This is a genomic window from Pseudomonas sp. MF08817, from assembly GCF_059862705.1.
This window is the reverse complement of record NZ_JCBCUY010000026.1, coordinates 20468-45541: the sequence shown is the minus strand read 5'-3', so window position 1 is coordinate 45541 and position 25074 is coordinate 20468. Positions and strand designations below refer to the sequence as shown.

Annotated in this window: 22 protein-coding genes and 3 tRNA genes; 9 read left to right on the top strand and 16 right to left on the bottom strand. The window is 59.7% G+C overall.

Annotated features, from left to right (window positions below; all coding sequences use genetic code 11):
• Positions 1-55: 55 nt before the first annotated feature.
• The gene (locus AC19YR_RS17000) at positions 56-2095 is read right to left on the bottom strand and encodes an oxidoreductase (protein WP_500599353.1); all 2040 of its coding nucleotides are present in this window, start codon (positions 2093-2095) and stop codon (positions 56-58) included.
• A 208-nt stretch (positions 2096-2303) separates the two neighbouring features.
• On the opposite strand from AC19YR_RS17000, the gene AC19YR_RS16995 reads away from it, so the two are divergent.
• A complete protein-coding gene (locus AC19YR_RS16995) occupies positions 2304-3332 on the top strand; it encodes a carbon-nitrogen hydrolase family protein (RefSeq protein WP_500599351.1) in 1029 nt (342 codons plus the stop codon).
• Positions 3333-3335: 3 nt separating this feature from the next.
• On the top strand, positions 3336-4391 hold the full coding sequence (locus AC19YR_RS16990; protein ID WP_095110451.1) for an AraC family transcriptional regulator: 1056 nt from the start codon (positions 3336-3338) through the stop codon (positions 4389-4391).
• Positions 4392-4677: 286 nt separating this feature from the next.
• On the opposite strand, the gene AC19YR_RS16985 is transcribed toward AC19YR_RS16990, so the two are convergent.
• The 10 genes from AC19YR_RS16985 to AC19YR_RS16940 form a co-directional block, all read right to left on the bottom strand.
• The gene (locus AC19YR_RS16985) at positions 4678-5571 is read right to left on the bottom strand and encodes a DUF2242 domain-containing protein (protein WP_500599350.1); all 894 of its coding nucleotides are present in this window, start codon (positions 5569-5571) and stop codon (positions 4678-4680) included.
• Positions 5572-5885: 314 nt separating this feature from the next.
• Entirely contained in the window at positions 5886-7745 is a 1860-nt protein-coding gene (locus AC19YR_RS16980) for a SurA N-terminal domain-containing protein (protein ID WP_095110449.1), read from the bottom strand.
• 229 nt (positions 7746-7974) lie between these two features.
• Entirely contained in the window at positions 7975-8247 is a 273-nt protein-coding gene (locus tag AC19YR_RS16975) for an HU family DNA-binding protein (protein ID WP_095110448.1), read from the bottom strand.
• A gap of 148 nt (positions 8248-8395) precedes the next feature.
• A complete protein-coding gene (gene lon, locus AC19YR_RS16970; protein WP_095110447.1) occupies positions 8396-10792 on the bottom strand; it encodes an endopeptidase La in 2397 nt (798 codons plus the stop codon).
• A gap of 161 nt (positions 10793-10953) precedes the next feature.
• Positions 10954-12237 (bottom strand): ATP-dependent Clp protease ATP-binding subunit ClpX, encoded by a 1284-nt coding sequence (gene clpX, locus AC19YR_RS16965; RefSeq protein WP_095110446.1) that lies wholly within the window; start codon positions 12235-12237, stop codon positions 10954-10956.
• A 106-nt stretch (positions 12238-12343) separates the two neighbouring features.
• Complete coding sequence (clpP, locus tag AC19YR_RS16960; RefSeq protein WP_095110445.1) at positions 12344-12985, bottom strand: ATP-dependent Clp endopeptidase proteolytic subunit ClpP; 642 nt, start codon at positions 12983-12985, stop codon at positions 12344-12346.
• A 91-nt stretch (positions 12986-13076) separates the two neighbouring features.
• A complete protein-coding gene (gene tig / locus AC19YR_RS16955) occupies positions 13077-14387 on the bottom strand; it encodes a trigger factor (protein ID WP_095110444.1) in 1311 nt (436 codons plus the stop codon).
• Positions 14388-14798: 411 nt separating this feature from the next.
• Positions 14799-14883, bottom strand: a tRNA-Leu gene (locus tag AC19YR_RS16950).
• A gap of 57 nt (positions 14884-14940) precedes the next feature.
• Positions 14941-15016, bottom strand: a tRNA-His gene (locus AC19YR_RS16945).
• 40 nt (positions 15017-15056) lie between these two features.
• Positions 15057-15133 (bottom strand) — tRNA-Arg (locus tag AC19YR_RS16940).
• Between the two features lie 280 nt (positions 15134-15413).
• Here AC19YR_RS16940 and folD point away from each other — a divergent pair.
• The 3 genes from folD (at position 15414) to pbpG (ending at position 17812) form a co-directional block, all read left to right on the top strand.
• Complete coding sequence (gene folD, locus AC19YR_RS16935; RefSeq protein WP_500599347.1) at positions 15414-16268, top strand: bifunctional methylenetetrahydrofolate dehydrogenase/methenyltetrahydrofolate cyclohydrolase FolD; 855 nt, start codon at positions 15414-15416, stop codon at positions 16266-16268.
• A 156-nt stretch (positions 16269-16424) separates the two neighbouring features.
• Positions 16425-16673: a DUF1654 domain-containing protein gene (locus AC19YR_RS16930; RefSeq protein WP_095110969.1), complete on the top strand. Its 249-nt coding sequence runs from the start codon at positions 16425-16427 to the stop codon at positions 16671-16673.
• A 200-nt stretch (positions 16674-16873) separates the two neighbouring features.
• Positions 16874-17812: a D-alanyl-D-alanine endopeptidase gene (gene pbpG, locus AC19YR_RS16925; RefSeq protein ID WP_500599345.1), complete on the top strand. Its 939-nt coding sequence runs from the start codon at positions 16874-16876 to the stop codon at positions 17810-17812.
• Positions 17813-17865: 53 nt separating this feature from the next.
• On the opposite strand, the gene AC19YR_RS16920 is transcribed toward pbpG, so the two are convergent.
• Positions 17866-18540, bottom strand: coding sequence for a peptidase C39 family protein (locus AC19YR_RS16920; RefSeq protein WP_500599344.1), 675 nt, complete (start codon positions 18538-18540; stop codon positions 17866-17868).
• 209 nt (positions 18541-18749) lie between these two features.
• Here AC19YR_RS16920 and AC19YR_RS16915 point away from each other — a divergent pair, with 209 nt between their 5' ends.
• Positions 18750-18917 (top strand): hypothetical protein, encoded by a 168-nt coding sequence (locus AC19YR_RS16915; RefSeq protein WP_500599343.1) that lies wholly within the window; start codon positions 18750-18752, stop codon positions 18915-18917.
• A 74-nt stretch (positions 18918-18991) separates the two neighbouring features.
• Here the strand turns inward: AC19YR_RS16915 and AC19YR_RS16910 are convergent, their stop codons facing one another.
• Positions 18992-19741 (bottom strand): TerC family protein, encoded by a 750-nt coding sequence (locus tag AC19YR_RS16910; RefSeq protein ID WP_095110971.1) that lies wholly within the window; start codon positions 19739-19741, stop codon positions 18992-18994.
• Positions 19742-19769: 28 nt separating this feature from the next.
• Positions 19770-20021 carry a hypothetical protein gene (locus AC19YR_RS16905; RefSeq protein WP_095110972.1) on the bottom strand — a complete coding sequence of 84 codons (252 nt, stop codon included), beginning with the start codon at positions 20019-20021 and terminating at the stop codon, positions 19770-19772.
• Between the two features lie 137 nt (positions 20022-20158).
• Between AC19YR_RS16905 and nhaR the strand changes: the two genes are divergently transcribed.
• Positions 20159-21058 carry a transcriptional activator NhaR gene (gene nhaR, locus AC19YR_RS16900; RefSeq protein WP_095110973.1) on the top strand — a complete coding sequence of 300 codons (900 nt, stop codon included), beginning with the start codon at positions 20159-20161 and terminating at the stop codon, positions 21056-21058.
• On the opposite strand, the gene AC19YR_RS16895 is transcribed toward nhaR, so the two are convergent.
• Positions 21055-22209: an MFS transporter gene (locus AC19YR_RS16895; RefSeq protein WP_095110974.1), complete on the bottom strand. Its 1155-nt coding sequence runs from the start codon at positions 22207-22209 to the stop codon at positions 21055-21057. The genes nhaR and AC19YR_RS16895 overlap by 4 nt on opposite strands.
• A gap of 262 nt (positions 22210-22471) precedes the next feature.
• On the opposite strand from AC19YR_RS16895, the gene sstT reads away from it, so the two are divergent.
• Positions 22472-23701, top strand: a complete 1230-nt coding sequence (sstT, locus tag AC19YR_RS16890) for a serine/threonine transporter SstT (protein WP_500599340.1) — start codon at positions 22472-22474, stop codon at positions 23699-23701.
• Between the two features lie 64 nt (positions 23702-23765).
• Here sstT and AC19YR_RS16885 read toward each other — a convergent pair whose 3' ends face one another.
• A complete protein-coding gene (locus AC19YR_RS16885; RefSeq protein ID WP_095110976.1) occupies positions 23766-24275 on the bottom strand; it encodes a DUF1993 domain-containing protein in 510 nt (169 codons plus the stop codon).
• A 118-nt stretch (positions 24276-24393) separates the two neighbouring features.
• Here AC19YR_RS16885 and AC19YR_RS16880 point away from each other — a divergent pair, with 118 nt between their 5' ends.
• Positions 24394-25038: a YceH family protein gene (locus AC19YR_RS16880; protein WP_095110977.1), complete on the top strand. Its 645-nt coding sequence runs from the start codon at positions 24394-24396 to the stop codon at positions 25036-25038.
• Positions 25039-25074: the final 36 nt, after the last annotated feature.

The following is a 25074-nucleotide window of genomic DNA, read 5'->3' as shown; positions in this document are numbered from 1 at the left end:
CATTCTACTTGAATACGCCTGTAGCAAGCGGGCGAGCCCACTTGCTACAGGGGGGTCAGAGCTCGGCGGCGAGGCGCGAGCCTTGGTTGATGGCCCGTTTGGCGTCCAGTTCGGCGGCCACGTCAGCGCCACCGATCAGGTGCACGTTCTGCCCGGCGGCCAGCAGGCCTTCATGCAGCTCGCGCAGTGGGTCCTGGCCGGCGCAGATAACGATGTTGTCCACCGCCAGTAGTTGGGGTTCGCCGGTTTCGCCGATGCGGATATGCAGGCCCTCATCGTCGATCTTCAGGTACTCGACGCTGTTGAGCATTTGCACCTGCTTGTTCTTCAGGCCCGTGCGGTGGATCCAACCGGTGGTCTTGCCCAAGCCGTCGCCGACCTTGGATTTTTTGCGTTGCAGCAAGAACACCTCGCGTGCCGGGGCATGGGGTTGGGCCTTGATGCCCGCCACGCCGCCACGGGCCTCAAGGGCCGTATCGATACCCCATTCGCGCCAGAACGCTTCGCGATCCTGGCTGGTAGCCACGCCCTCATGCACGAGGAACTCGGACACGTCAAAACCAATGCCGCCAGCGCCGATCACCGCCACGCGTTTGCCCACCGGTTTGCGCTCCAGGATGACGTCTAGGTAACTCAGTACCTTGGCATGTTCCACCCCGGGAATGGCCGGCAGGCGCGGGGCGATGCCGGTGGCCAGGATAATTTCGTCATAGCCGCCGGCTACCAGTTGGGCAACGTCCACCCGGGTGTTCAGGCACAGCTCGACGTGGGTGGTCTGCAGCTTGCGCTTGAAATAGCGCAGGGTTTCGAAGAACTCTTCCTTGCCCGGCACGCGCTTGGCGACGTTGAACTGGCCGCCGATTTCGCTGGCCGAATCGAACAGGGTCACCTGGTGCCCGCGCTCGGCGGCCACGGTGGCCGCGGCCAGGCCTGCGGGGCCGGCGCCGACCACGGCGATTTTCTTCACCTGCTGCACCGCCAGGTAGTTGAGCTCGGTTTCGTGGCAGGCGCGGGGGTTGACCAGGCACGTGGTCAATTTGCCGCCGAAGGTGTGGTCCAGGCACGCCTGGTTGCAGCCGATGCAGGTGTTGATCTCGTCGCCCCGGCCGGCGGCGGCCTTGTTGACGAAGTCCGGGTCGGCGAGGAATGGGCGCGCCATGGACACCATGTCGGCGTCGCCCTCGGCCAGGATCTGCTCGGCCACTTCCGGGGTATTGATGCGGTTGGTGGTAATCAGCGGGATCGCCACTTCGCCGCGCAACTTGGCGGTGACTTTGCTGAATGCGGCACGCGGCACCTTGGTGGCAATGGTGGGGATGCGCGCTTCGTGCCAGCCGATGCCGGTATTGATGATGGTCGCGCCGGCCTGCTCGATGGCCTTGGCCAGTTGCACGATTTCTGCCCAGGTGCTGCCACCTTCCACCAGGTCAAGCATGGACAGACGGAAAATGATGATGAAGTTCGGCCCTACCGCCTCACGCACGCGGCGCACGATTTCCACCGGCAAACGCATACGGTTTTCGTAGGAACCGCCCCAGCGGTCGGTGCGATGGTTGGTGTGGGCGGCGAGGAATTGGTTAATGAAATACCCCTCCGAGCCCATGATCTCGACGCCGTCGTACTCGGCGACCTGGGCCAGCACCGAGCAGGTGACGAAGTCGCTGATCTGCTTCTCGATGCCTGCCTCGTCCAGCTCCTTGGGCTTGAACGGGTTGATCGGCGCCTGGATCGCACTGGGCGCAACTTGCTTGGGGCTATAGGCATAACGCCCGGCGTGGAGGATCTGCATGCAGATCTTGCCGCCCGCCTCATGCACGGCGCGGGTGACGATCTGGTGCTGCAAGGCCTCGGCCTCGGTGGTCAGCTTGGCGGCGCCGGAATACACCCCGCCTTCATCGTTGGGGCCAATGCCGCCGGTGACCATCAAGCCCACACCGCCACGGGCGCGCTCGGCAAAGTACGCGGCCATGCGCTCGAAGCCACCGGGTTTTTCTTCCAGGCCGGTGTGCATCGACCCCATCAGGGTGCGGTTGCGCAACGTGGTAAAACCCAGGTCCAGCGGGGCCAACAGGTGCGGGTAATGAGCGGCGGTCATTGGAAGCTCCACAACAAGCAATCACGGGAAACTGCGCAGGCTCTTGCGGCGTGCGTCAGGCATGCTCGCCAGCCTAAGAGCAGGCACCGGGCCACTCAATGACCGTAACTGACAACTTATTGATCCAAATGCGCAGCGCCCCTTGGCAATCGCGCCCGGCAGTCCTAACCTAGAGGCCCACTCGCCCACGGCCGCCGACTGCTTCTCCATGCGCAAATTGCTTTGCTTGATCTTCATCGCGGCCCTGGCCGCCGCCCTCACCACCTATGGCCTGTGGACCACCAAGCGCCCGGCGGGCCACTACCTGTCGGACCTGCGTAGCATGGTCGCAGTGAACCAGGGCACCCCAGGCGAGCGCGGCAACCTGCTGGGCATCGAACCGTTGCTGTTCGCCACCGACTACCAGAACCCGCAACGCCTGCAGCGCAAGCTCGGCGCCTACTTGCAGCAGGCCCGCGAACAGCACCTGCTCAATGAAAAAACCATCGTCGTGCTGCCCGAGCACATCGGCACCTGGCTGCTACTGGGCGGTGAGAAAGACGAGCTGTACCAAGCCGCCAACCAGGCCCAGGCGCTGAATTGGCTGGCCGCGAGCAACCCAGTGGCGTTCGCCCGCGCCTTTGTCGGCGCCCAAGGCCCCGGCAGGCTGCAAGACAGCTACCTGCGCATGAAGGCCGCGGGTGTGGCGGCGGACTATCAACAACTGTTCGGCGGCTTGGCCCGGGAATTCGGCGTAACCCTGGTGGCCGGCTCCGTGGTACTGCCCGAGCCCAGCGTGCGCAACGGCGTACTGGTCGTTGGCAGCGGCGCGCTCTACAACAGCGCGCTGGTATTCGGCCGCGACGGCCTCCCCATCGGCCAGCCCCAACGCCAGGCCCGGCCCGGCGCCGAGGCGCAGCCGTTGCAGGTCTTCCCCACCCCCGCCGGGCCCTTGGGCCTGTTGCTGGGTAACGCCAGCACCGAACTGCAGAACTACCGCCAACTCGATGCCCAAGGCGTGAAACTGGTGGCCGCGCCGGTGGCCTTCACAGGGCTGGCCCCGTGGCAAGGCGCCGGGCTGGCCCCGGCGCAACTGGCGCCCCTGCTCGGCCAACAGGGCACCGCGAGCGTCAGCGTGTTCAGCCACGGCCAGTTCTGGGAACAACGCCTGGGCGGAATCAGCGTGATCCGCCAGGGCGCCCAGGCCTTCACAGCGCCAAGCGCCCCCGTGGCGCGCCTGCTCAACCTCTGGTTGTAAGCCATGAAACCCCAGCCGATGCGCCTCGGGGACTTGTCGGTGGGCTTCGTCCAAAGCCTGGCCGACGCCGTGGCCAGCCATGGCCTGAACCCGCAACCGCTGCTCGATCAATACGGTTTGGACAGCGCCAGGCTCGGGCAAGCGGGGGCGCGGCTGTCGATCCCGCGCTACATGCGCCTGGGCCACGCCGCCATTCAATTGACCGACGATGCGGCCCTGGGCCTGCGCATGGGCCGGCTCAGTCGCCTGGAGCAACTGGGGCTGGCCGGCGTCACCGCCGCCCAGGCGCCCACCGTGCGCGAGGCGGCCCGCTGCCTGATTCGCTTTGAAGCGTTGTACGGCACCAACTACCGCGGCCAATCGAGCTTCCATGAAGATGCCCGAGGCGCGTGGCTGCGCTTTTACTCCATCAGCCCCTACAACGCCTACAACCGCTTCGTGGTGGATTCGATCATCACCAGTTGGTTGCAGCAGTTGTCCCGCGTCGCCGGGCAAACCCTGCTGGCCGAACGCATCGACATCGAATTCACTGAGCCGCCCTACCGCCAGGCCTATGCCGTGCTCGGCAATTGCCCGCTGTATTTTGCCGCCGAGCACAACCAGCTGCGCCTGGGCCAGGCCAGCCTGGCCCTGCGCAACCCGGTGCACTGCCCCAGTACCTGGCGGCACTTGCTGCAATTATGCGAACGGGAACTGGAACAACTGACCCGCACCCGCAGCCTGCGCGAACGCATCATCGCCCTGCTGGGGCCATTGCTCAGTGGCGGTCGGGAACCCGACCTGGAAGAAGTGGCAGCCCGCCTGAAACTGCCGACCTGGACCCTGCGCCGCAAACTCGCCGAAGAAGGCACGCAATTTCGCGCCATCCTCAACGACACCCGCCGCGACCTGGCCATGACCTACATCCGCGACACCGAACTGGCGTTCGGCGAAATCGCCTACCTGCTCGGCTTCGCCTCGGCCGAAGCCTTCCAACGCGCGTTCAAACGGTGGAATAGCCAAACGCCGGGGGAATTTCGCCGGGCGCAACGGATAGGAGGGGGAGCTGCAAGCGGCTAGCTGCAAGTGCCGCACCTGCTTGCCGCTTGCGGCTCAAAGCTCCGTAGCGTCCTCGCTCGGGTCGTGTTCAAACGCCTGGAATTCGAGCAGTTCTTCCTGATAGTCGTCCATTGTCCAAACCTCTGGGTTCGCTGAGTCTGGGTTTGAGCATAGGGCGAGGATGTGAAGGAAAAATGAATCGCGCCTGTAGCTCTTAAACGCAACAGGCTGTTGGCGATTTACCGGGGCCGGCCATCAGCCGCTGCTAAGTCGATCCGACCCCGCCCAAGCCCGTGGCGACCCGAGGTTACTGCCCGCTGCCCGGCAATGCCGGGATCGGTTCTGTGGGCGGCGGCAGGCTGCTGTCCTGCACAGGGGGGGTGATGCTGTCTGGCGCCGGTTGCGGGGTTGGCTCAGGGGCCGGTTCAGGGGCCGCGGCCGGGGCAATCGGCGCCGCTTCGACCGGTGGCGCCAGCGGTTGCGAGGCCGCCGGCGCGGCTTCCTGCGGTAGCGATGCAGGCTCTACCGGGGCGGGCTCCACCGGGGCCACGGGCGCAGGCTCCACGGCCGGCGCGGGCGTCGGCGGTTCAAGCGGTGCAGGCTCTGCAGTCGCGGCTTCTGGCATACCGAGGTCGGCCTGGGGTTTTTCCGGGATATGGGCAGCTTCCTTCACCTGAGCGGGTAGGAAGACTTCCACCAAAGCGAAGAAGCGCTCGTAGAACTTGGGCGAGGACACCGTCTCGCTGGCGACCTTGACCATCGAATCATCGGTGGAGCCGATCGGCATCGACACCGAACCCAACACCCCAACGCCCAGGCTGGCGGAGTTGTTGATCTTCTTCAGCGCATAACGGTCCTGCAGGGCATTGGCGAACATCGTGGCATGGTGCCCGGCGCTGCCGTCTTCGGCGCAGACCACGCTGAAGCTGATCTCCATGTGAGTGTCGCCGGTCTGTTGAAAGCTTTTGTGCCCGCTGATGAGTTTGGGGTCGCTGCTGGTGATGATGTAACCCTGGCTGAGCAGCGCACGGCGCGCGGCCTCGCAACTGGCGGTGTCGCTGACCGGGTAGTTGCGCGAAAAGGTGCCGGACTGGGCGAAGTTTTCATGTTCGTAAATGGCGGTTTTCTTCGACGAGCAACCGGCTACGCCTGCCATCACCAGCGCCAGGAGCAAGGCACGCCTGTGGAATGAATTAAACATTGAGCATCCTGAGCAAAACGGTTCGGGGCGTATTGTGCAACAGATCGATACACAGGGGCGCTTCCTTTAAGCGCGACGCCCAGCTTACGCCCCGAGGATGGCCGGAAAAAGTCGCGCACACAGATGATCGATAAATACCCGCAACGCAGGCGTGGTCCGCCAGGTCATCGGGGCGCTGCGGCACGCCGTGCTCGCGAAAAGCGCCGTGGACGCCCGGGCCCACGGCTTCCCAAGCGTTCGCTGAGTACGGCACAAAAAAAGACCCCGGCATTGCGGCCGGGGTCTTTTTTACAGCGCGAACACTCAGTCAGGCATCAGAACTTCTTGATGTCTGCTTCATTTTCCAATTGCTTGCGGTAAGCCGTGAAGTCCTGCTGACCAATCCGCGAAGCCAGGAAGCGACGAATCTGTGCCTTCTCGTCCTCGCTCGGGGCGGCCGCTTCGTTCACGCCGTCCAGGCGCACGATCACCAGGCTGCCGTCCGCCAGCGTGACGCTGCTGAAGTTCGGCTTGTCCTTGGATACAGGCTTAGGCATGCGGAACAGCGCCTGCAACACAGTAGGGTCGATCCCTTCCTGGCTGCGGGTCGCCGCTTGCACGACTTTCCAGTCCTGACCGTTCAACGGCGTCTTGCCATCACGCAGGCTGGCGATCAACTCCTCAGCCTTAGTCTTGGCCGCAGCGCTGGCGTGCTCTTTGGCCAACTGTGCGCGGATGCTCGCGGACACGGCGTCGAGCGGCAATTGCTCAGGCTTGCGGTGCTCCTTGACCCGCACGACTACGACCGTTTCCGGGTCCAGTTCGATGGCGGTACTGTTAGCACCTTCATCCAACACTTCCGGACTGAACGCCGCCTGCACCACGGTACGGCTGGCAGCCACCCCATCGCCCCCTTCGCGACCAAACGGCGCGGAGGTGTGCACGGTCAGCTTGAGCTCTTGCGCAGGCTGGGCTAGGTCAGACGCTTCAAAGGAGGAGTCTTCCAATTGCTTGGTCGCCTCGACGAAACGCTGCTCGACCTGTTGGGCTTTGAGTTCACGGGTCAGCTTGTCTTTCAGGCTGGCGAAGCTCGGCACTTCAGGCGCTTCTACACCCAGCAGTTTGATGAGATGCCAGCCAAAATCGGTGCGCACCGGGGCTGAAACCTGATCTTTGCCCAGGGCATACAGCGCCGTCTCAAACGCGGGGTCATAGACGCCTGGAGCGGCGTAACCGAGGTCACCACCGTTGGTGGCAGAACCTGGGTCCTGGGAGAACTCCTTGGCCAGGGCCTCGAAGCTTTCACCCTTGGCCAGGCGCTGCTGAACTTCTTCAAGCTTGGCCTTGGCCTGCGCTTCGTTCAGCTTGTCGTTGACCTCAATCAGAATGTGCGCGGCACGGCGTTGTTCAGCCAGGTTTGCGGTTTCTTTCTGATATTGGGCTTGCAACTGTTCGTCGCTGACAGTGACCTGGTCGAAGAACGAAGCTTTCTTCAACTCCAGGTAATCGATGACCACCTGGTCCGGCGTCATGAACTCCTTGGCGTGCTCGTCGTAGTAGGCCTTGACCTCTTCGTCGGTCAACTTGACCGCATCCGGGTCCGCCTTGACGTTCAACGAAGCGAAGTCACGGGTCTGTTTTTCCAGACGGGCAAACGCCAGTACCTGGGCGTCGGTGACGAAGGCACTGCCGGCCAAGCCAGCACGAACCTGACCGATCAGCACTTCCTGGGCCAACATCTGGCGGAATTGCAGGCGGCTATAGCCCAACTGACGAATCACCTGGTCAAAACGCTCGGCGTTGAATGCACCATCGACCTGGAACTCCGGCATGGTCAGGATCACCTGATCCAGCGCCGGCTCGGAGATGGCGAACTTCGACTTGTCTGCGCCTTGCAGCAACAGCTTGCGGTCGATCAGCCCTTTGAGCGCGCTTTCACGCAGCATCTGTTCGTCGAGCAAGGACGCATCGAAATCCTTGCCCAGTTGCTGCATCAGTTGCCGACGTTGCATGTCGACCGCCTGGCTCAGCTCGTTCTGACTGATTTCGTCACCATTGACCTTGGCGGCGTCCTGGCTGTTGGTCGTTGCCTGGAAAATGGCCTCGATACCGGTGAATGCCATCAATACAACGATGATCCCGATAATGGTTTTGGCAATCCAGCCTTGTGAATTGTCCCTGATATTCTGCAGCATGCGTCCCCCAGAAACGGTTGTACTTCAAATTAGACAACCGTGGAGCGTGGGTAGAATCCGGATAGAAGAAAGGCGCATCCGAGGATGCGCCTTCTCGTAACTGGCGGAGCAGAGGGAGCCGAATCCGCGCTCCCGGCGTCACAGCAAGTCGTTTGACTCACTGGACTGCCGCTCCGCTGCCAAGTCAGGAATGACCCCGACCCGGATAGGTAAAAAACCTGAAGGAGGCTTAGTTGACAGCTTCTTTCAGCGCTTTACCGGCTTTGAAGCCTGGCTTTTTAGCGGCTGCGATTTCCAGTGTCTTACCGGTCTGTGGGTTACGACCAATGCGAGCTGGACGATCAGTCACGGAGAAAGTACCGAAACCAACCAGTACAACAGAGTCGCCGGCCGTGAGTGCGCCAGTAACGGATTCGATCACTGCGTCCAGCACAACGCCAGCAGTAGCTTTCGAGATTTGAGCTTTTTCAGAGATTTTTTCGATCAATTCCGACTTGTTCACTCGTAAGTCCCCTTATATCTATTGAGTATGATTCTAAGTTTTTTGGTAAAAGCAAAAACGAGTGCTGAGTGGCCTACAGGCACCTAAGAGCCGCTTTATAACAAGGGCTCTAAAAAGCTGTCAAGGAAGCCCCCCAGGCTAATACGTACTAATGCGTGCTAATTCTTTCCTTAGAGTCAGACTCGCGCTTTTCATCCTTTGCAACTATCTCGGGAGCCACATCCGGCAAGGGCTCCGGCGCGTATTGCAGCGCAATTTGCAGGACTTCGTCAATCCATTTAACCGGTTTAATCTGAAGATCTTGCTTGATGTTGTCAGGAATTTCCTTCAGATCACGAACGTTCTCTTCCGGGATTATCACGGTTTTGATTCCACCGCGATGAGCCGCCAACAGTTTTTCTTTCAGACCACCAATAGCGAGCACCTGGCCACGCAAAGTGATTTCACCGGTCATGGCTACATCCGCACGTACAGGAATCCCGGTCAGCGCCGACACCAAGGCCGTGCACATACCCACACCGGCGCTCGGCCCATCCTTGGGGGTGGCCCCTTCCGGCATGTGGATGTGAGTATCACGCTTCTCGTGGAAGTCCAGGGGAATACCCAGACTTTTCGCACGACTGCGTACGACCGTCAGGGCTGCGGTGATCGACTCGACCATCACATCGCCCAGCGAACCGGTCTTGATGAGCTGACCTTTACCAGGCACTACGGCCGCTTCGATAGTCAACAGTTCGCCGCCCACCTGAGTCCAGGCAAGGCCTGTCACCTGGCCGATCTGGTCCTGCTGCTCAGCAAGGCCATAACGGAATTTGCGCACACCGAGGAAATGCTCAAGCAAGTCAGCAGTGACTTTCACCGAGAATCGCTTTTCCAACGCATGTTCCTTGACCGCCTTACGACATACCTTGGCAATCTGGCGCTCCAACCCACGCACACCGGCCTCGCGTGTGTAGTAGCGGATAATGTCGCGAATCGCCTCCGCGTCAAATTCCAGCTCGCCCTTTTTCAAGCCATTGGCCTGAATCTGCTTGGGTGAGAGGTATTTGACTGCGATGTTGATCTTCTCATCCTCCGTGTAACCCGGCAGACGGATGACTTCCATCCGGTCAAGCAAGGCTGCCGGAATGTTCATGGAGTTCGCCGTGCACAGGAACATCACATCGGAGAGGTCGTAATCGACTTCAAGGTAGTGGTCGTTGAAATTGTGGTTCTGCTCAGGATCAAGCACCTCGAGCAATGCCGAGGCCGGATCGCCACGCATGTCGTTGCCCATCTTGTCGATTTCGTCGAGCAAGAACAGCGGGTTGCGCACCGCCACTTTCGTCATTTTTTGAATCAATCTTCCCGGCATCGAACCGATGTATGTCCGTCGATGACCACGAATTTCTGCCTCGTCTCGCACACCGCCAAGGGCCATGCGTACGAATTTACGGTTTGTTGCGTGGGCAATCGACTCAGCCAAAGAGGTTTTACCTACACCAGGAGGGCCGACCAAGCACAGCACAGGGCCGCGGATCTTCTTCACTCGTTTTTGTACGGCGAGGTACTCAAGAATCCGTTCCTTGACCTCTTCAAGGCCATAGTGGTCAGCGTCGAGAATGTCTTCGGCACGTGCCAAGTCCAGGCGCACCTTGCTCTGGGCCTTCCAAGGAACTTGAACCAACCAGTCGATATAGGTACGTACGACTGTTGCCTCAGCCGACATCGGCGACATTTGTTTGAGCTTGTTCAGCTCAGCCATGGCCTTGGTCATTGCATCTTTCGGCAACCCGGCAGCATCGATACGCTTTTTCAGCTCTTCAATTTCATTGTGACCTTCGTCACCGTCACCCAATTCTTTCTGAATGGCCTTCATTTGCTCATTCAGGTAGTACTCGCGCTGACTGCGCTCCATCTGCTTCTTCACGCGCCCACGAATGCGCTTTTCAACCTGTAGCAGATCAATTTCGGCGTCCAACAACGCCAACACATGCTCGACCCGAGCAGACAGGTCGATAATCTCGAGTATTTCCTGCTTCTGTTCGATCTTGAGCGCCATATGCGCCGCCATGGTATCCACCAGGCGACCGGGCTCATCGATGCTGTTGAGCGAAGACAGTACCTCGGCAGGCACTTTCTTACCCAACTGTACGTACTGCTCAAATTGCGACAGCAGGCTGCGCACGAAGACTTCCGACTCACGCTCGGGAGCGTCCGCCTCTTCAATCAGCGCGACTTGAGCACGGCAATGCCCATCAACTTCACTGAAGCGCTCCACGGTGCCACGCTGCTCTCCTTCCACCAACACCTTCACGGTGCCATCGGGCAGTTTGAGCAACTGCAGGACCGTTGCAACGGTGCCTACACGATAGAGAGCGTCTTCATCAGGATCATCATCAGCGGGATTTCGCTGGGCGAGCAGGAGAATCTGCTTGTCGCCCGTCATCGCGGCCTCGAGGGCTTCGATAGATTTCTCACGCCCCACGAACAGCGGGATAACCATGTGCGGATAGACCACAACATCACGCAATGGCAGGAGAGGCAATTCGATGGTTGTCTTCATGATTTCGCCTCTACGGCGGCCATAAGGCCGTAAACAGATGGATGTAAGCTTGAAGCCAAGATGGGGGCAGCCCTGAAAAAAAACAAGCTCCAAGGCGTCACTTAAAGACAGTAAAAGCAAAGGGGCCCGAAGGCCCCTTCTTTATTCCAGCAGGGTGACGCTTAGGCGTCTGGCGCTGCCTTGGCGGTCGGCTCACTGTTTTCGTAGATATACAGTGGCTTGGACTTGCCTTCTATGACGCTTTCGTCGATCACTACTTTGCTCACCTCAGACTGCGAGGGGATTTCATACATAGTGTCGAGCAGTACACCTTCAAGGATGGAGCGCAGGCCGCGAGCACCAGTCTTACGCTCAAGGGCGCGTTTGGCGACCGACTTGAGGGCATCGGCACGGAACTCAAGATCAACGCCTTCCATCTCAAACAGCTTGGCATACTGCTTGGTCAAGGCATTCTTGGGCTCGGTGAGGATCTGCATCAACGCAGCCTCGTCCAGTTCGTCCAGGGTTGCCAGAACCGGCAACCGACCTACGAACTCTGGAATCAAGCCGAACTTGACCAAATCGTCAGGCTCAACTTCACGCAGGGATTCGCCGACTTTTTTGCCCTCTTCCTTGCTGCGAACCTCTGCGCCGAAGCCGATGCCGCCGCGAGTGGAACGGTTCTGAATAACCTTTTCCAGCCCCGAGAATGCACCGCCACAGATAAACAGGATGTTGCGCGTGTCGACCTGCAGAAATTCCTGTTGAGGATGCTTACGACCACCTTGAGGCGGAACGGAGGCGACAGTACCTTCGATCAGTTTCAACAGTGCCTGCTGCACGCCTTCACCGGAAACATCCCGGGTGATGGACGGATTGTCAGATTTGCGGGAAATCTTGTCGATTTCATCGATATAGACAATACCCATCTGGGCTTTCTCTACGTCGTAATCACACTTCTGCAGCAGCTTCTGAATGATGTTTTCGACATCCTCCCCCACGTAACCGGCTTCGGTGAGCGTGGTTGCGTCAGCGATGGTGAACGGCACATTCAGCAGGCGGGCCAATGTTTCGGCCAGCAGGGTCTTGCCTGAACCTGTCGGGCCGATCAGCAAGATATTGCTTTTGCCGAGTTCGACGTCGTCATTTTTCTTGTCACGCTGGTTCAAACGCTTGTAGTGGTTGTACACCGCTACGGCCAGAACCTTTTTTGCACGCTCTTGACCAATCACATACTGGTCAAGGATGCCGCTAATTTCTTTAGGCGAAGGCAATTTATGCGCGCTGCTTTCGGCCTGTGCTTCCTGCACCTCCTCACGGATGATGTCGTTGCACAGGTCGACGCACTCGTCGCAGATAAAGACCGAGGGGCCGGCAATCAATTTGCGCACTTCATGCTGGCTTTTGCCACAGAAGGAGCAATAAAGCAGTTTGCCGTTGTCCTCGCCGTTGCGGGTGTCAGTCATTCGATCGATCCAAATCCGATAGGCTTGCAACACAAGATGAAGGCTATTGCGGGCTTTTTCAAGTCCGCAGGTGGTCAGTTAAACCAACCACCCGCATCCAGGCTACTTAGGCGGGCATATTGCGCTTTGCATGCACCGAGTCGATCAGGCCATATTCAGCCGCTCGCTCTGCACTCATGAAGTTGTCACGCTCGGTGTCGCGCTCGATGGTTTCGAGGCTTTGACCGGTGTGATGAGCCAGCAAAGTATTGAGACGGTGACGAATGGACAGGATTTCCTTGGCATGGATGTCGATGTCCGACGCCTGCCCCTGGAAACCACCCAGCGGCTGGTGAATCATCATCCGCGAGTTAGGCAGGCAGTGGCGTTTGCCCGCTGCGCCACCGGCGAGCAGGAATGCACCCATGCTACAGGCCTGGCCAATACACATGGTGGAAACGTCAGGCTTGATGAACTGCATGGTGTCGTAGATCGACATCCCTGCCGTTACGGAACCACCTGGCGAGTTGATGTAGAGATGGATGTCCTTGTCCGGGTTTTCCGCTTCAAGGAACAGCAGTTGCGCCACAACCAGATTGGCCATGTAGTCTTCTACGGGGCCAATCAGGAAGATCACGCGCTCCTTGAGGAGGCGCGAATAGATGTCATAGGCGCGTTCGCCACGGGCGGACTGCTCGACTACCATCGGGACCAGGCCGCCTGCGGCCTGGATGTCAGAACTCTGCTGATAATAAGAATTGCGGGACATGTCCTGCAGTCACTCCCAAATAGTCATGTCTTGAATACACATAAGCCAGCGCGAGGCTGGCTTATGTGTGTATTTTCAAACGAATCAGATATCAGTCGGCTTGTGCTGCTTCTGCCGGCTTGACCGCTTCTTCGTAAGAGACCGATTTGTCGGTCACGCTAGCCTTCTGCAGAACAGTATCCACAACTTGTTCTTCCAGCACAACCGAACGGACTTCGTTCATTTGCTGATCGTTCTTGTAGTACCAAGACACGACTTGCTCTGGTTCCTGATAAGCAGAAGCCATTTCCTGGATCAGCTCGCGAACGCGATCTTCGTCCGGTTTGAGGTCGAATTGCTTGACCACTTCAGCCACGATCAGGCCCAGCACGACGCGGCGCTTGGCTTGCTCTTCAAACAGCTCAGCCGGCAATTGGTCGGGCTTGATGTTGCCACCGAACTGCTGAACGGCCTGTACGCGCAGGCGATTGACTTCGTTGTCGAGCAATGCCTTCGGCACTTCGATCGGGTTGGTGGCCAGCAGACCATCCATTACCTGATTCTTGACCTTGGACTTGATCGCCTGACGCAATTCACGCTCCATATTCTTACGAACTTCGGTGCGGAAACCGTCGATACCTGCTTCCTTGATACCGAACTGGGCGAAGAATTCCTCGGTCAACTCAGGTAATTTCGGCTCAGACACGGTGTTCACGGTAACGGTGAACTCAGCAGTTTTACCAGCCAGGTCAAGGTTCTGATAGTCGGCCGGGAAAGTGAGGCTCAATACACGCTCTTCACCGGCCTTGGCGCCAACCAAACCATCTTCAAAGCCAGGGATCATGCGACCGGAACCCAATACCAGTTGAGTGCCCTTAGCGGAACCGCCAGCGAACACTTCGCCGTCAACCTTACCGACGAAATCGATGTTCAATTGATCTTCGTTCTGCGCAGCACGATCAGCCAGCTCAAAGCGCACATTTTGCTTGCGCAGGATTTCCAGCATCTTGTCCAAGTCCGCATCGGTCACGTCAGCACTCAGGCGCTCAACAGCAATCGAATCGAAACCGGCAACAGTGAACTCTGGGAACACTTCAAAAGTAGCAACGTATTCCAGATCCTTGCCCTTCTCCAGAACCTTTGGCTCTACGGAAGGCGCGCCAGCCGGGTTCAGCTTTTGCTCAACCACGGCTTCATAAAAGGAGGCTTGGATCACGTCACCGACCGCTTCCTGGCGAGCATCAGCTTCATAACGCTGACGAATCACGCTCATTGGCACCTTGCCAGGGCGGAAACCTGCAATCTTGGCCTTTTGGGCGGTCTGCTGCAGACGCTTGTTGACCTGGGTCTCAATGCGCTCAGCTGGCACGGTGATGCTCATGCGGCGCTCAAGAGCAGAAGTATTTTCAACAGAAACTTGCATGGATATTCCTCGTTGCACAGACGTTAGCCGGCCGTTTCCGACCCCAGAATCAAGGGCATGCATTCTAGAGGGTCGAACTCAAGAAGTCACCCTACTGAAAAAGGGTAAAAAACAGCAGACCATTTATGGATAGACATAAGCCAGTAGGCCTATCCCGAGAGCAAATACAGCAAATCGCGCCAAATCCCTGAACCAACCCTTCTATATATAGAAGAACACACGCCAGAACCCGACTATCGACCCAACAAGGAGACCGACGAACACCCGTGCAGCATCAAGAAACACAATGATGAACGCCAAGAACCCTTTTTCACCAAAACACGCATTCCAGAACTACCATGCCCTGAAACGAAAACGGCGCAGCCCTTTTCAGGTGCTGCGCCGCTTTTTGTTAGCCAATAGCTACTTGTTTGGTGCGGATGAAGAGACTCGAACTCTTACACCTTGCGGCGCTGGAACCTAAATCCAGTGTGTCTACCAATTCCACCACATCCGCGTATCAAGCTCTTAAAGCAAAGACGCCAGACTATTTAGCCTGGCGCCTTTCTAAATATGGGGTGGACGAAGGGGATCGAACCCTCGACAACGGGAGTCACAATCCCGTGCTCTACCAACTGAGCTACGCCCACCATATTGCCATGTTGCGCTACTTGTGCCAAAGCTGCCTAATGGCGCACCCGGCAGGACTCGAACCTGCGACCATCCGCTTAGAAGGCGGATGCTCTATCCAGCTGAGCTACGGGCGCCTTGTTAATCTGTATTCTTTGACGATTACAAACTAAGTGCTTTCAGCCTTACCAAATCAAACTTCGATTCAGCTCGACCTTCTCAACCAGTGCTAGGCTGTGCCCGACAAGTGCGACGAATGTTATAGGTGAGCCTAAAGATCGTCAACTCTTTTTTAAAAAAAATTCATTTAATTAAAGGGGTTAGGGGAATTTGCAGACCAAGCGCCTTTGCCCTCACGTCCTGGCATGCGAGAATGCGGCCTCTTTTCTTCTCCCTCTCGATGGTTAATCACGCGCAATGACTGCACAACTAATCGACGGCAAATCAATCGCCGCCAGCCTGCGCCAGCAGATCGCCAAACGTGTCGCCGAGCGTAGCCAGCAAGGCCTGCGCACGCCTGGCCTCGCGGTGATTCTGGTCGGCAGCGATCCTGCCTCTCAGGTTTATGTCTCGCACAAGCGTAAAGACTGTGAAGAGGTTGGCTTCCTCTCCCAGGCCTATGACCTGCCCAGCGATACCACCCAGCAGGCCCTGACTGACCTAATCGACCGTCTTAATGACGACCCGAACATCGACGGGGTGCTACTGCAACTGCCCCTGCCCGAGCATCTGGACGCGTCCAAGCTGTTAGAACGCATTCGCCCGGACAAAGACGTCGACGGCTTCCACCCTTACAACGTAGGGCGCCTTGCCCAGCGCATTCCCTTGCTGCGCCCGTGCACTCCCAAGGGCATCATGGCCCTTTTGGAAAGCACAGGCGCAGACCTGTATGGCATGAACGCCGTTGTCGTGGGGGCTTCCAACATCGTTGGCCGGCCAATGGCGATGGAGCTGCTGCTCGCCGGCTGCACCGTCACCGTCACCCACCGCTTCACCAAGGACCTCGCCGGCCACGTTGGCCGCGCTGATCTCGTTGTCGTGGCTGCCGGTAAACCCGGCCTGGTGAAAGGTGAGTGGATCAAGGAAGGCGCGATCGTGATCGACGTTGGTATCAATCGCCAGGAAGACGGCAAGTTGGTAGGCGATGTGGTCTACGAGACCGCCCTGCCCCGTGCCGGCTGGATCACACCCGTCCCTGGCGGCGTCGGCCCGATGACCCGTGCCTGCCTGCTTGAAAACACCCTTTACGCGGCGGAAACCCTGCACGGCTGATCGCCGGCCAGCAGCCCGCCCCTCAAAAAACCGGCGCTTGTCATGAGCGCCGGTTTTTTTGTGGGTGCCCGAAGCCAAAATTTGCGCACTGGTCATCTTGTCAAATGAAGCAAACGCCATATACTGTATATTTAAACAGTAAAGCGAGACTTACCCATGGCCAAGAAAGCCGCAACCCCCAAGCCACCTACGTCTTATGAGCTGCTTGCCACTCGAATTCAGAAAATCATCAATTCCACCGGCGCGCAAACCTCCAAGCGTGCCGTGATCCACAAATCCCCTGACGAGTCCTCTGACGATTGGACACAACTGCTGGAAGACATTGACGAAGCCGACAATGTCACCCTGGTGCACCGTGAGGATGGCGGCGTGCAGGTTTCCTGGGTTGTCCCGAAAGAGGACTGAACTACCCGCACAGCCCGCAAAGTGCGGGCTTTCTCGAAAAAGAGGGCGACAGAACCGGTACCGACCTAACAGACACCCGCGTATTACCCAAGCTTTACGGGCGCCTTTCGCTTTTCTCGCACATACTCATAAAATGTAACGCTTTAATGAGAAAAGCCCGTTGCATAACGGCGTACCCATTTTTGAGTGAGCGCACCTGCGTGAAAATTCGTATTTCGATCCTCAGCTTATTGTTTGCATTTACAGGCGCTGCCATTACCTCGAGCGTCGTCGCTCGTGAAACCATAGAAGCCCCCCGCGACACCTCCCAACTCCATATCGCTTCCGGCAGCGCCATGCTGCTGGATTTACAGACCAACAAAATCATCTACTCAAGCAACCCCGACGTCGTGGTGCCCATCGCTTCAGTCACCAAGTTGATGACCGGGCTGGTCGTGCTGGAAGCCAAACAATCCATGGATGAGTACATTTCGGTCTCCATCAGCAACACCCCGGAAATGAAAGGTGTGTTTTCCCGGGTCAAGCTCAACAGCGAGTTGAGCCGCCGGGACATGCTGCTGATAACCCTGATGTCCTCGGAAAACCGTGCCGCCGCCAGCCTCGCCCACCATTATCCCGGCGGTTACGCCGCGTTCATTGCCGCGATGAACGCCAAGGCCAAGGCCCTGGGTATGAACAGCACCCACTATGTCGAGCCTACCGGGCTGTCTACTCAGAACGTGTCCACTGCCCGCGACCTGAGCAAGTTGCTGCTGGCCGCCCGCAAGTACCCACTGCTGAGTGAGCTGAGCACCACCAAGGAGAAAACCGTGACCTTCCGCAAGCCCAACTACACCCTGGGCTTTCGTAACACAGACCATTTGGTGAACCGAGAGAACTGGGACATCAAACTGACCAAGACCGGTTTCACCAACCAGGCCGGCCATTGCCTAGTGCTGGTGACCACCATGGGCCAGCGCCCAGTGGCGCTGGTGATACTGGACGCCTTTGGCAAATACACCCACTTCGCCGATGCCAGCCGCATCCGCAAGTGGGTTGAGACCGGGAAAAGCGGTGACGTGCCGGATGTCGCGCTGCGCTATAAAGCGGACAAGAACCTCAAGGCCCGTCAAACCGGCCTGGTGGAAGCTGCCAAGTAAGGCGAGCTGCAGATGAAAAAAAACGGCACTCGATGTGCCGTTTTTTGCTTGCTTCAGTGGGCGCCCAGGGCCTTGACCGCTCTGGCCGCCGCTTGCTCCTGCCCAGCCTGGGCCAAGTCAGCCGCGGCTTTGAGCCACCGCTGTGAATCGACCTTGGCCGGGATCTGCGTCGGCCCCTGGACCAAAATCGCCCAATGCCCGGCACTGTCCCAGGCAGACTCAAAGCTGCCAAACCCCATCACCAGGCGTCGGTTCATCCCCGAGCGCAGCAGTATCGTTTGTTTGTGCCGGTTGTAGCCGGCGACTATGGCGTAACGCGGCTCTGCCCAGAACGCCGCCCCTTCAGTTATGCGCACCATCACCGGATAGCCAGCGGCCACCTGAGTCAGAACCTGCGCCAGGGCGTTGTCCAGGGGATAGACCACCATGCCGAAATCCCGGGCCGCGACCTGGAGGTTTTGCTCCAGGTGCGCCTCGGCGCCCGGCAAGTGCAGGGACTTGAGCAGCAACCCCGGTGTAATCACGATGCCCTGCTGGGAAATCATGCTGGCCAGCACCTGTGGCCCACCCTGATAGGCATCGCCCCGGAAGAACGGCAGCCCCGTCAGCTCAACGCGCTCCGGCAACCCCTGCAAGCCGGGCCTTGGACTGCCCGCACAGCCCATCAGGCCCAGGACACAAGCACCCGCGAGCAGCACAAATTTAAATCGAGAAAATACAGGCAACATCATCACTCTCTTGAACACACCAGGCAGACAGGCACCCGGCTCGGCCCCCGATCATAGGGCCCCTATAGCCTTAAGCGCCAGTTGCCCAGCCTCGATAGAGCAAACAAGTTGAGCGCACACGACCATTGGTCAATAGCCTGAAACACTGCACAGACTAGACTGTCCCCTGTAAAGAGCGTAGGCCCCGCGACGGGGCAAAGGAGGCACTCATGGGCCTGGCAACCACTATCACACTGCTGATTTTCAGCTGGCTGGCCGTCGCCACCGCGATGTTATGGGGCGTGCTGCGCATCGCCCGCCGGCACCATCACCCGCACACGGAACCTCGCCCCACACCCCTGAAGAAACCCCCTGCACGCCCGGCAAACGCCCACTGAAAAACCCTGCAAAATCCCCATAAAAAAACGGCCGCCACGCGATTAGCGCAGGCGGCCGTTTTTCGTGGTTCGCGTCAGGCCTGTTCGGCGCTACGCTTTTGCCGCGCCCGGCGCGACAGCATATTCAAGCACTCGATCACGGCCGAGAACGCCATGGCGGCGTAGACGTAGCCTTTGGGCACATGGGCGCCGAAGCCTTCGGCAATCAGCGTCATGCCGATCATTATCAAGAAGCCCAGCGCCAGCATCACCACCGTCGGGTTGTCATTGATGAACTTGGCCAAAGGCTCGGCCGCCAGCAGCATCACCAGCACCGAGACCACCACCGCGATAATCATGATCGGCAAGTGCTCGGTCATGCCCACCGCCGTAATGATGCTGTCGATGGAAAACACCAGGTCGAGCATCAGGATCTGGCCAATGGCCGCAGCAAAACCGATGGTCACCTTGGAACTGACGCTCGCTTCGGTCTGCTCGTAAGGGTCCATGCTGTGGTGGATTTCGGTGGTGGCTTTCCATAGCAGGAACAGGCCGCCGGCGATCAGGATCATGTCCTTCCAGGAGAACGCATGGCCGAATACGTCGATCACCGGCTCCGTCAACTGCACGATAAAGGCGATGGTACTCAACAGGCCCAGGCGCAGGATCAGCGCCATGCTGATACCGATGCGTCGCGCCTTGGCGCGATGCTGCTCGGGCAGTTTGTTGGTCAGGATCGAGATAAAGATCAGGTTATCGATGCCAAGCACGATTTCCATGACGACCAGGGTGGCCAAGGCCACCCACGCGGTGGGGCTTGCAGCGAGCTGTAACAGATAGTCCATGGGTCAGTCCTGACTCGGTGTACGCGGATTAGATTTCTTGCGAGGTGCTGGATTGCTTTTCATCGTCTTCGGCAGGCGTCTGGCGCTTGCTGATGATTCCGCCGGTGGCGTCGCTCAGGGCTTGCTCTGCGGCTTTTTGTGTATCGTCGATCGCCTGCTTGGCGGTTTCGGCGGCTTTGCCCATCAACTGCTGGGCGCTTTTTTCGGCCTGGTCGCAGCCGGCCAACGCCAACAAGGATGCTGCCAGCAGCGCCGCAGCGCCAAGTTTTTTGATGTTCATGGTGGGGTGTCCTCAGTGGCCTGAACCGGGCCCAGTGATGGCCCGTCAATAGCGCGGCATTCTAAGGAGGCAAATACTTCAGTAAAATTCGTATTTTCAGCAGCTATACTTCGGTTTTTACGAATATTGGCGCCCTTATGCTCAACTACCGGCAACTGCATTACTTCTGGGTCGTGGCCAAAACCGGCAGCATCGTGCGCGCGTGCGAGCAACTGAACCTCACGCCCCAGACCATCAGCGGGCAAATCAGCCTGCTGGAGCAAACCTATGGCCTTGAGCTATTTCGCCGCGTCGGCCGGCAACTGGAGCTGACCGAAGCCGGCCGCCAGGCCCTGCCCTACGCCGAGCAGATGTTCCAGACCGGCAACGAACTCGAAGCCATGCTGCGCGCCCAACCCAACCAGCAGCAAGTACAGTTTCGCGTCGGCGTGGCGGATGTGGTGCCCAAATCCATTGTCTATCGCCTGATCGCCCCGACCATGGAACTGAGCGAGCCGATCCACATCACCTGCCGCGAAGACAAACTCGAACGCCTGCTGGCCGACCTGGCGATCCAGCGCCTGGACTTGGTGATCTCCGACAGCCCCATGCCTTCGCACCTGGACATCAAGGGCTACAGCCAGAAACTGGGGGAATGCGGTATCAGTTTTTTCGCCACCCCCGCCCTGGCCCAGCGCTATGGCCAGGACTTCCCACGCAGCCTGCATGGCGCGCCGCTGTTGATTCCCGGGCAGGAAACCGTGGTGCGCAGCCGTTTGTTGCGCTGGTTCGCCGAGCAACAGATCCAGCCACGCATCGTTGGTGAATTCGACGACAGCGCCTTGATGCAGGCGTTCGGGCAATCGGGCAGTGGCATTTTCATCAGCCCCAGCGTGATTGCCGACGAGGTGACACGCCAGTACGGCGTCGAGTTGATCGGCCAGACCGATGCGGTAAGCGAGTCGTTCTATGCCATTTCCGTGGAGCGCAAGGTCAAGCACCCTGGCATCGTGGCCATTACCGAAGGCGCCCGCCGCGAGTTGTTTACCGCGCTTTAGGCACAGGCCTGGGCCGGTTTGAGGCGCATCAAGCCCAACGCCAGCAGGATCGACAGCAGGATAAACCCGGCGGCGGCAAAGCCCAGGCTGCCCAGCCCGAGGGTATCGATTACCCGCCCCCCCACCATCGCCCCCAGGCCAATGCCCAGGTTCGCCCCGGCAATGTTTAGCGAAGCGGCGAAGGCCGGTGCGTGGGGCGCGGCCTTCATCAAGCGCACATGGCTAACCAGAAACAGCGCAGCCTGGGTCACACCCCAGATGCCCATCGCGGCCGCCAGGCCCAGGGTGGAGTGAATACTCGGCACCAAGGCCACCATGCCGCCGATCATAAAGAAGCAGAACACCATCGAAGCGATCAACGGGTGACGATCGACCATCCGCCCGCCCAGGGAGTTGCCGATCAACCCCACCGCGCCAAAGCCCATCAGGCACCAGCCCACCAGGGTGCCATCGAAACCGGCCAGGCGTTCGAGGATGTCGGCCAGGTAGGTGTAGGCGGTGAACATGCCGCTGAACACCAGGATCGACAGCAGCACATGCCCCTGCATCAAGGGCTCGCGCAGGATCTTGAATTGGTCGCGCAAACTCACCTGCTGTTTATGCAGGTCGGTTCGGGGCAGGTAGACCAACAGCAGCAACGCCTTGGCGAACGCGATCACCGCCAGGAGGGCGAAGGCACTGCGCCAGCCAAACGCGTCGCTAATCAGCGTGCCCACCGGGATGCCAAACACCGTGGCGCAGACGATGCCGAAGCCGATTTTCGCAATCGCCCGCCCGGCGTAGGCCGGCCCGACGATGCCCACCGCCGTTTCACTGGCCAGCGCCCAAAACACCGGCAACCCCAGCGCCGGCACCAGCCGCGCCAACGCCATCACCCCGATATTAGGCGCCAGCGCCGCCAGGGTATTGGCCAGGCCAAACATCACCAACACCGAGACGAACAGGCGCTTGCGCTCGAACCGCGCGCAATACGCGGTGAGAAACGGCCCGAACGCGGCCACGGTAAAGGCGAACAGGGTTACCAGCAAACCGGCCTGGGGCACGCTGACGTCCAGGTCCCGGGCGATGGCGGGCAACAGGCCGACGATGATGAATTCCGTGGTTAGCACTGTGAACCCGGCGGCAGACAACAGAAGGATGGGCAACAGCATGCAAAAACTCCGCAAACGGCAACGCCAGCGCTAGCCCGAAGGCCCACTGACTGAAGATGGAAAAAGATGGCGCAGCTTAACAGAGACTTTCGGATACATTCCCCCTAAAACATTCCGGCGACGGATCGTCACAGGTCTGAAGGACTTGGCTGACGCTGTGATAAAGTCCGCCCCCTGCCAACGCCACACCCCCCCGTGGATGGCGCCGCCGCTGGCACGCCCCACGTGAATCACAGCACCCCTAACAATCAGAGATAGCGCCATGACTGCTGCCCCTTCCCTGTTGCACAAGCTCAAGAATATGAGCCTGGTCACCCAGATTCTCATCGGCCTGCTGGCCGGTATCGCCCTGGCCCTGGTGCTGCCCGACGCGGCACGGTCCACGGCCTTCATCGGCAAGGTCTTTGTCTCGGCGCTCAAGGCAGTGGCCCCGATCCTGGTGTTCATCCTGGTGATGGCCTCCATCGCCAACCACCGCCACGGCCAGGAAACCCACATCCGCCCGATTCTGTTCCTGTACCTGCTGGGCACCTTCGCCGCCGCGGTGGTCGCGGTGATCGCCAGCATGCTGTTCCCCTCCACCCTGGTGCTGGTGACCCACGACGTGGCCGTCGCCGCACCCGCAGGCATCAGCGAAGTGCTGCAAAGCCTGCTGCTCAGCGCCGTGGACAACCCCATCAGCGCCCTGATGAACGCCAATTTCATCGGCGTGCTGACCTGGGCCATCGGCATGGGCATCGCCATCCGCCACGCCGGGCAAACCACCCGCACGGTGCTGGATGACCTGTCCAACGGCGTGACCCTGATCGTGCGCGTCGTCATCCGCTTTGCGCCTCTGGGGATCTTCGGCCTGGTGGCCTCCACCCTCGCCACCTCCGGTTTCGGCGCCCTGCTCGGTTACCTGCAACTGCTGGCTGTGCTGCTGGGCTCCATGCTGTTCGTGGCGCTGGTGATGAACCCGGCCATCGTCTACTGGAAACTGCGCCGCAACCCTTACCCGCTGGTGTTCACCTGCCTGCGCGAAAGCGGTATCACCGCGTTCTTCACCCGCAGCTCCGCGGCCAACATCCCGGTCAACCTGGAGCTGAGCAAGCGCCTGGGCCTGCATGAAGACACCTACTCGGTCTCCATCCCCCTGGGCGCCACCATCAATATGGCCGGCGCGGCGATCACCATCACCGTGCTGACCCTGGCCGCCGTGCACACCCTGGGCATTACCGTGGACATCCCCACCGCCATCCTCCTCAGTGTGGTCGCGGCGATCTGCGCCTGTGGCGCCTCGGGCGTGGCCGGCGGCTCGCTGCTGCTGATTCCGCTGGCGTGCAGCCTGTTCGGCATCCCCAGCGAAGTCGCCATGCAGGTGGTGGCTGTCGGCTTCATCATCGGCGTGTTGCAGGATTCGGCCGAAACAGCGCTGAACTCCTCCACCGACGTGCTCTTTACCGCCGCCGCGTGCATGGCCCAGGAAGAACAGGCGCAACGCGCCGCCTGACCTTCGCGGCACAAAAAAGCCCGCCCCGGCGCGAACCGGGGCGGGCTTTTGTGCATCTGGGGGGTTAGAACGCGCCCATGTAGTCGCGCTTGCCCACTTCCACACCGTTGTGGCGCAGGATCGCGTACGCGGTGGTGACGTGGAAGAAGAACTGCGGCAAGCCGTAGGTCAGCAGGTAGGCCTGGCCGCTAAAGCGCTTCTCTTTTGGCGTGCCCTGGCGGGTGATGATCTCGATGCCTTCCTTGCCGTCGATCTGGGCCGGGGCGATGCCGTCGAGGAACGCCAGGACCTTGGCGATCAGTGCTTGCAGCTCGGCGAAGGTGGTTTCGCTGTCGTCGTACTTAGGCAGTTCGACCTGGGCCAGGCGGCCGCTGACGCCTTTGGCGAAGTCCACGGCGATCTGCACTTGGCGCACCAGCGGGAACATGTCCGGGTACAGGCGCGATTGCAGGAAAACGGCCGGGTCGATGTTCTTGGCGCTCGCGTGGGCTTCGGCCTTGGTGAGGACGTTGCTCAGGGCGTTGAGCATTTGCTTGAACACAGGAACGGAGGCGGCGTGCAGGGAAATAGTCATGTCAATCTCGCAAGGGGTGAACGTGGCGCGATTATAGCCATGCCCGGGCCACGGTGCGGCTTGTCTTTTACCGCGCAAGGATTAGGCTAGGCCGCTTGAACAGCATAGGGAACGCGCGATGAGCACCGAAGACACCACCCCCGCACCGCAGCGCTTGGACGCCACGCAAATCCGGATTCTGGGCGCCCTGATCGAAAAGCAGGCCACCAGCCCGGAAACCTACCCCCTGACCCTCAATGCCCTCGTCCTGGCCTGCAACCAGAAGACCAGCCGCGAGCCAGTGATGAACCTCAGCCAAGGCCAGGTCGGCCAAAGCCTGCGGGTGCTCGAAGGGCTGGGCTTCACGCGCCTGGTGATGGGCAGCCGCGCCGACCGCTGGGAGCATCGCGTGGACAAAGCCCTGGAGCTGGTGCCGGCCCAGGTAATCCTCTGCGGCCTGCTGTTTTTGCGCGGCCCGCAGACCGTCAACGAACTGCTGACCCGCAGCGGGCGCATGCACGACTTCGAGGACAGCGAACAAGTGGTGCACCAACTCGAACGCCTGATCTCCCGGGGCCTGGCCCTGCTGATCCCGCGCCAGAGCGGCCAGCGCGAAGACCGCTATATGCACGCCCTGGGCGACCCAGCCGACATCGACACCCTGCTCGCCGCCCGCCAGCAAGCGGCCGAACGCAGCCCAGCCAGCGGCGTGTCGGTGGAACGCATCGAAGAACTCGAAGCCCGGATCGCCGCGCTGGAAGAGCGCCTCTCGCGCCTGGAGTGAGGCCCCCCTTAGAGAAACGGGCTTGTGTGAGCCCAC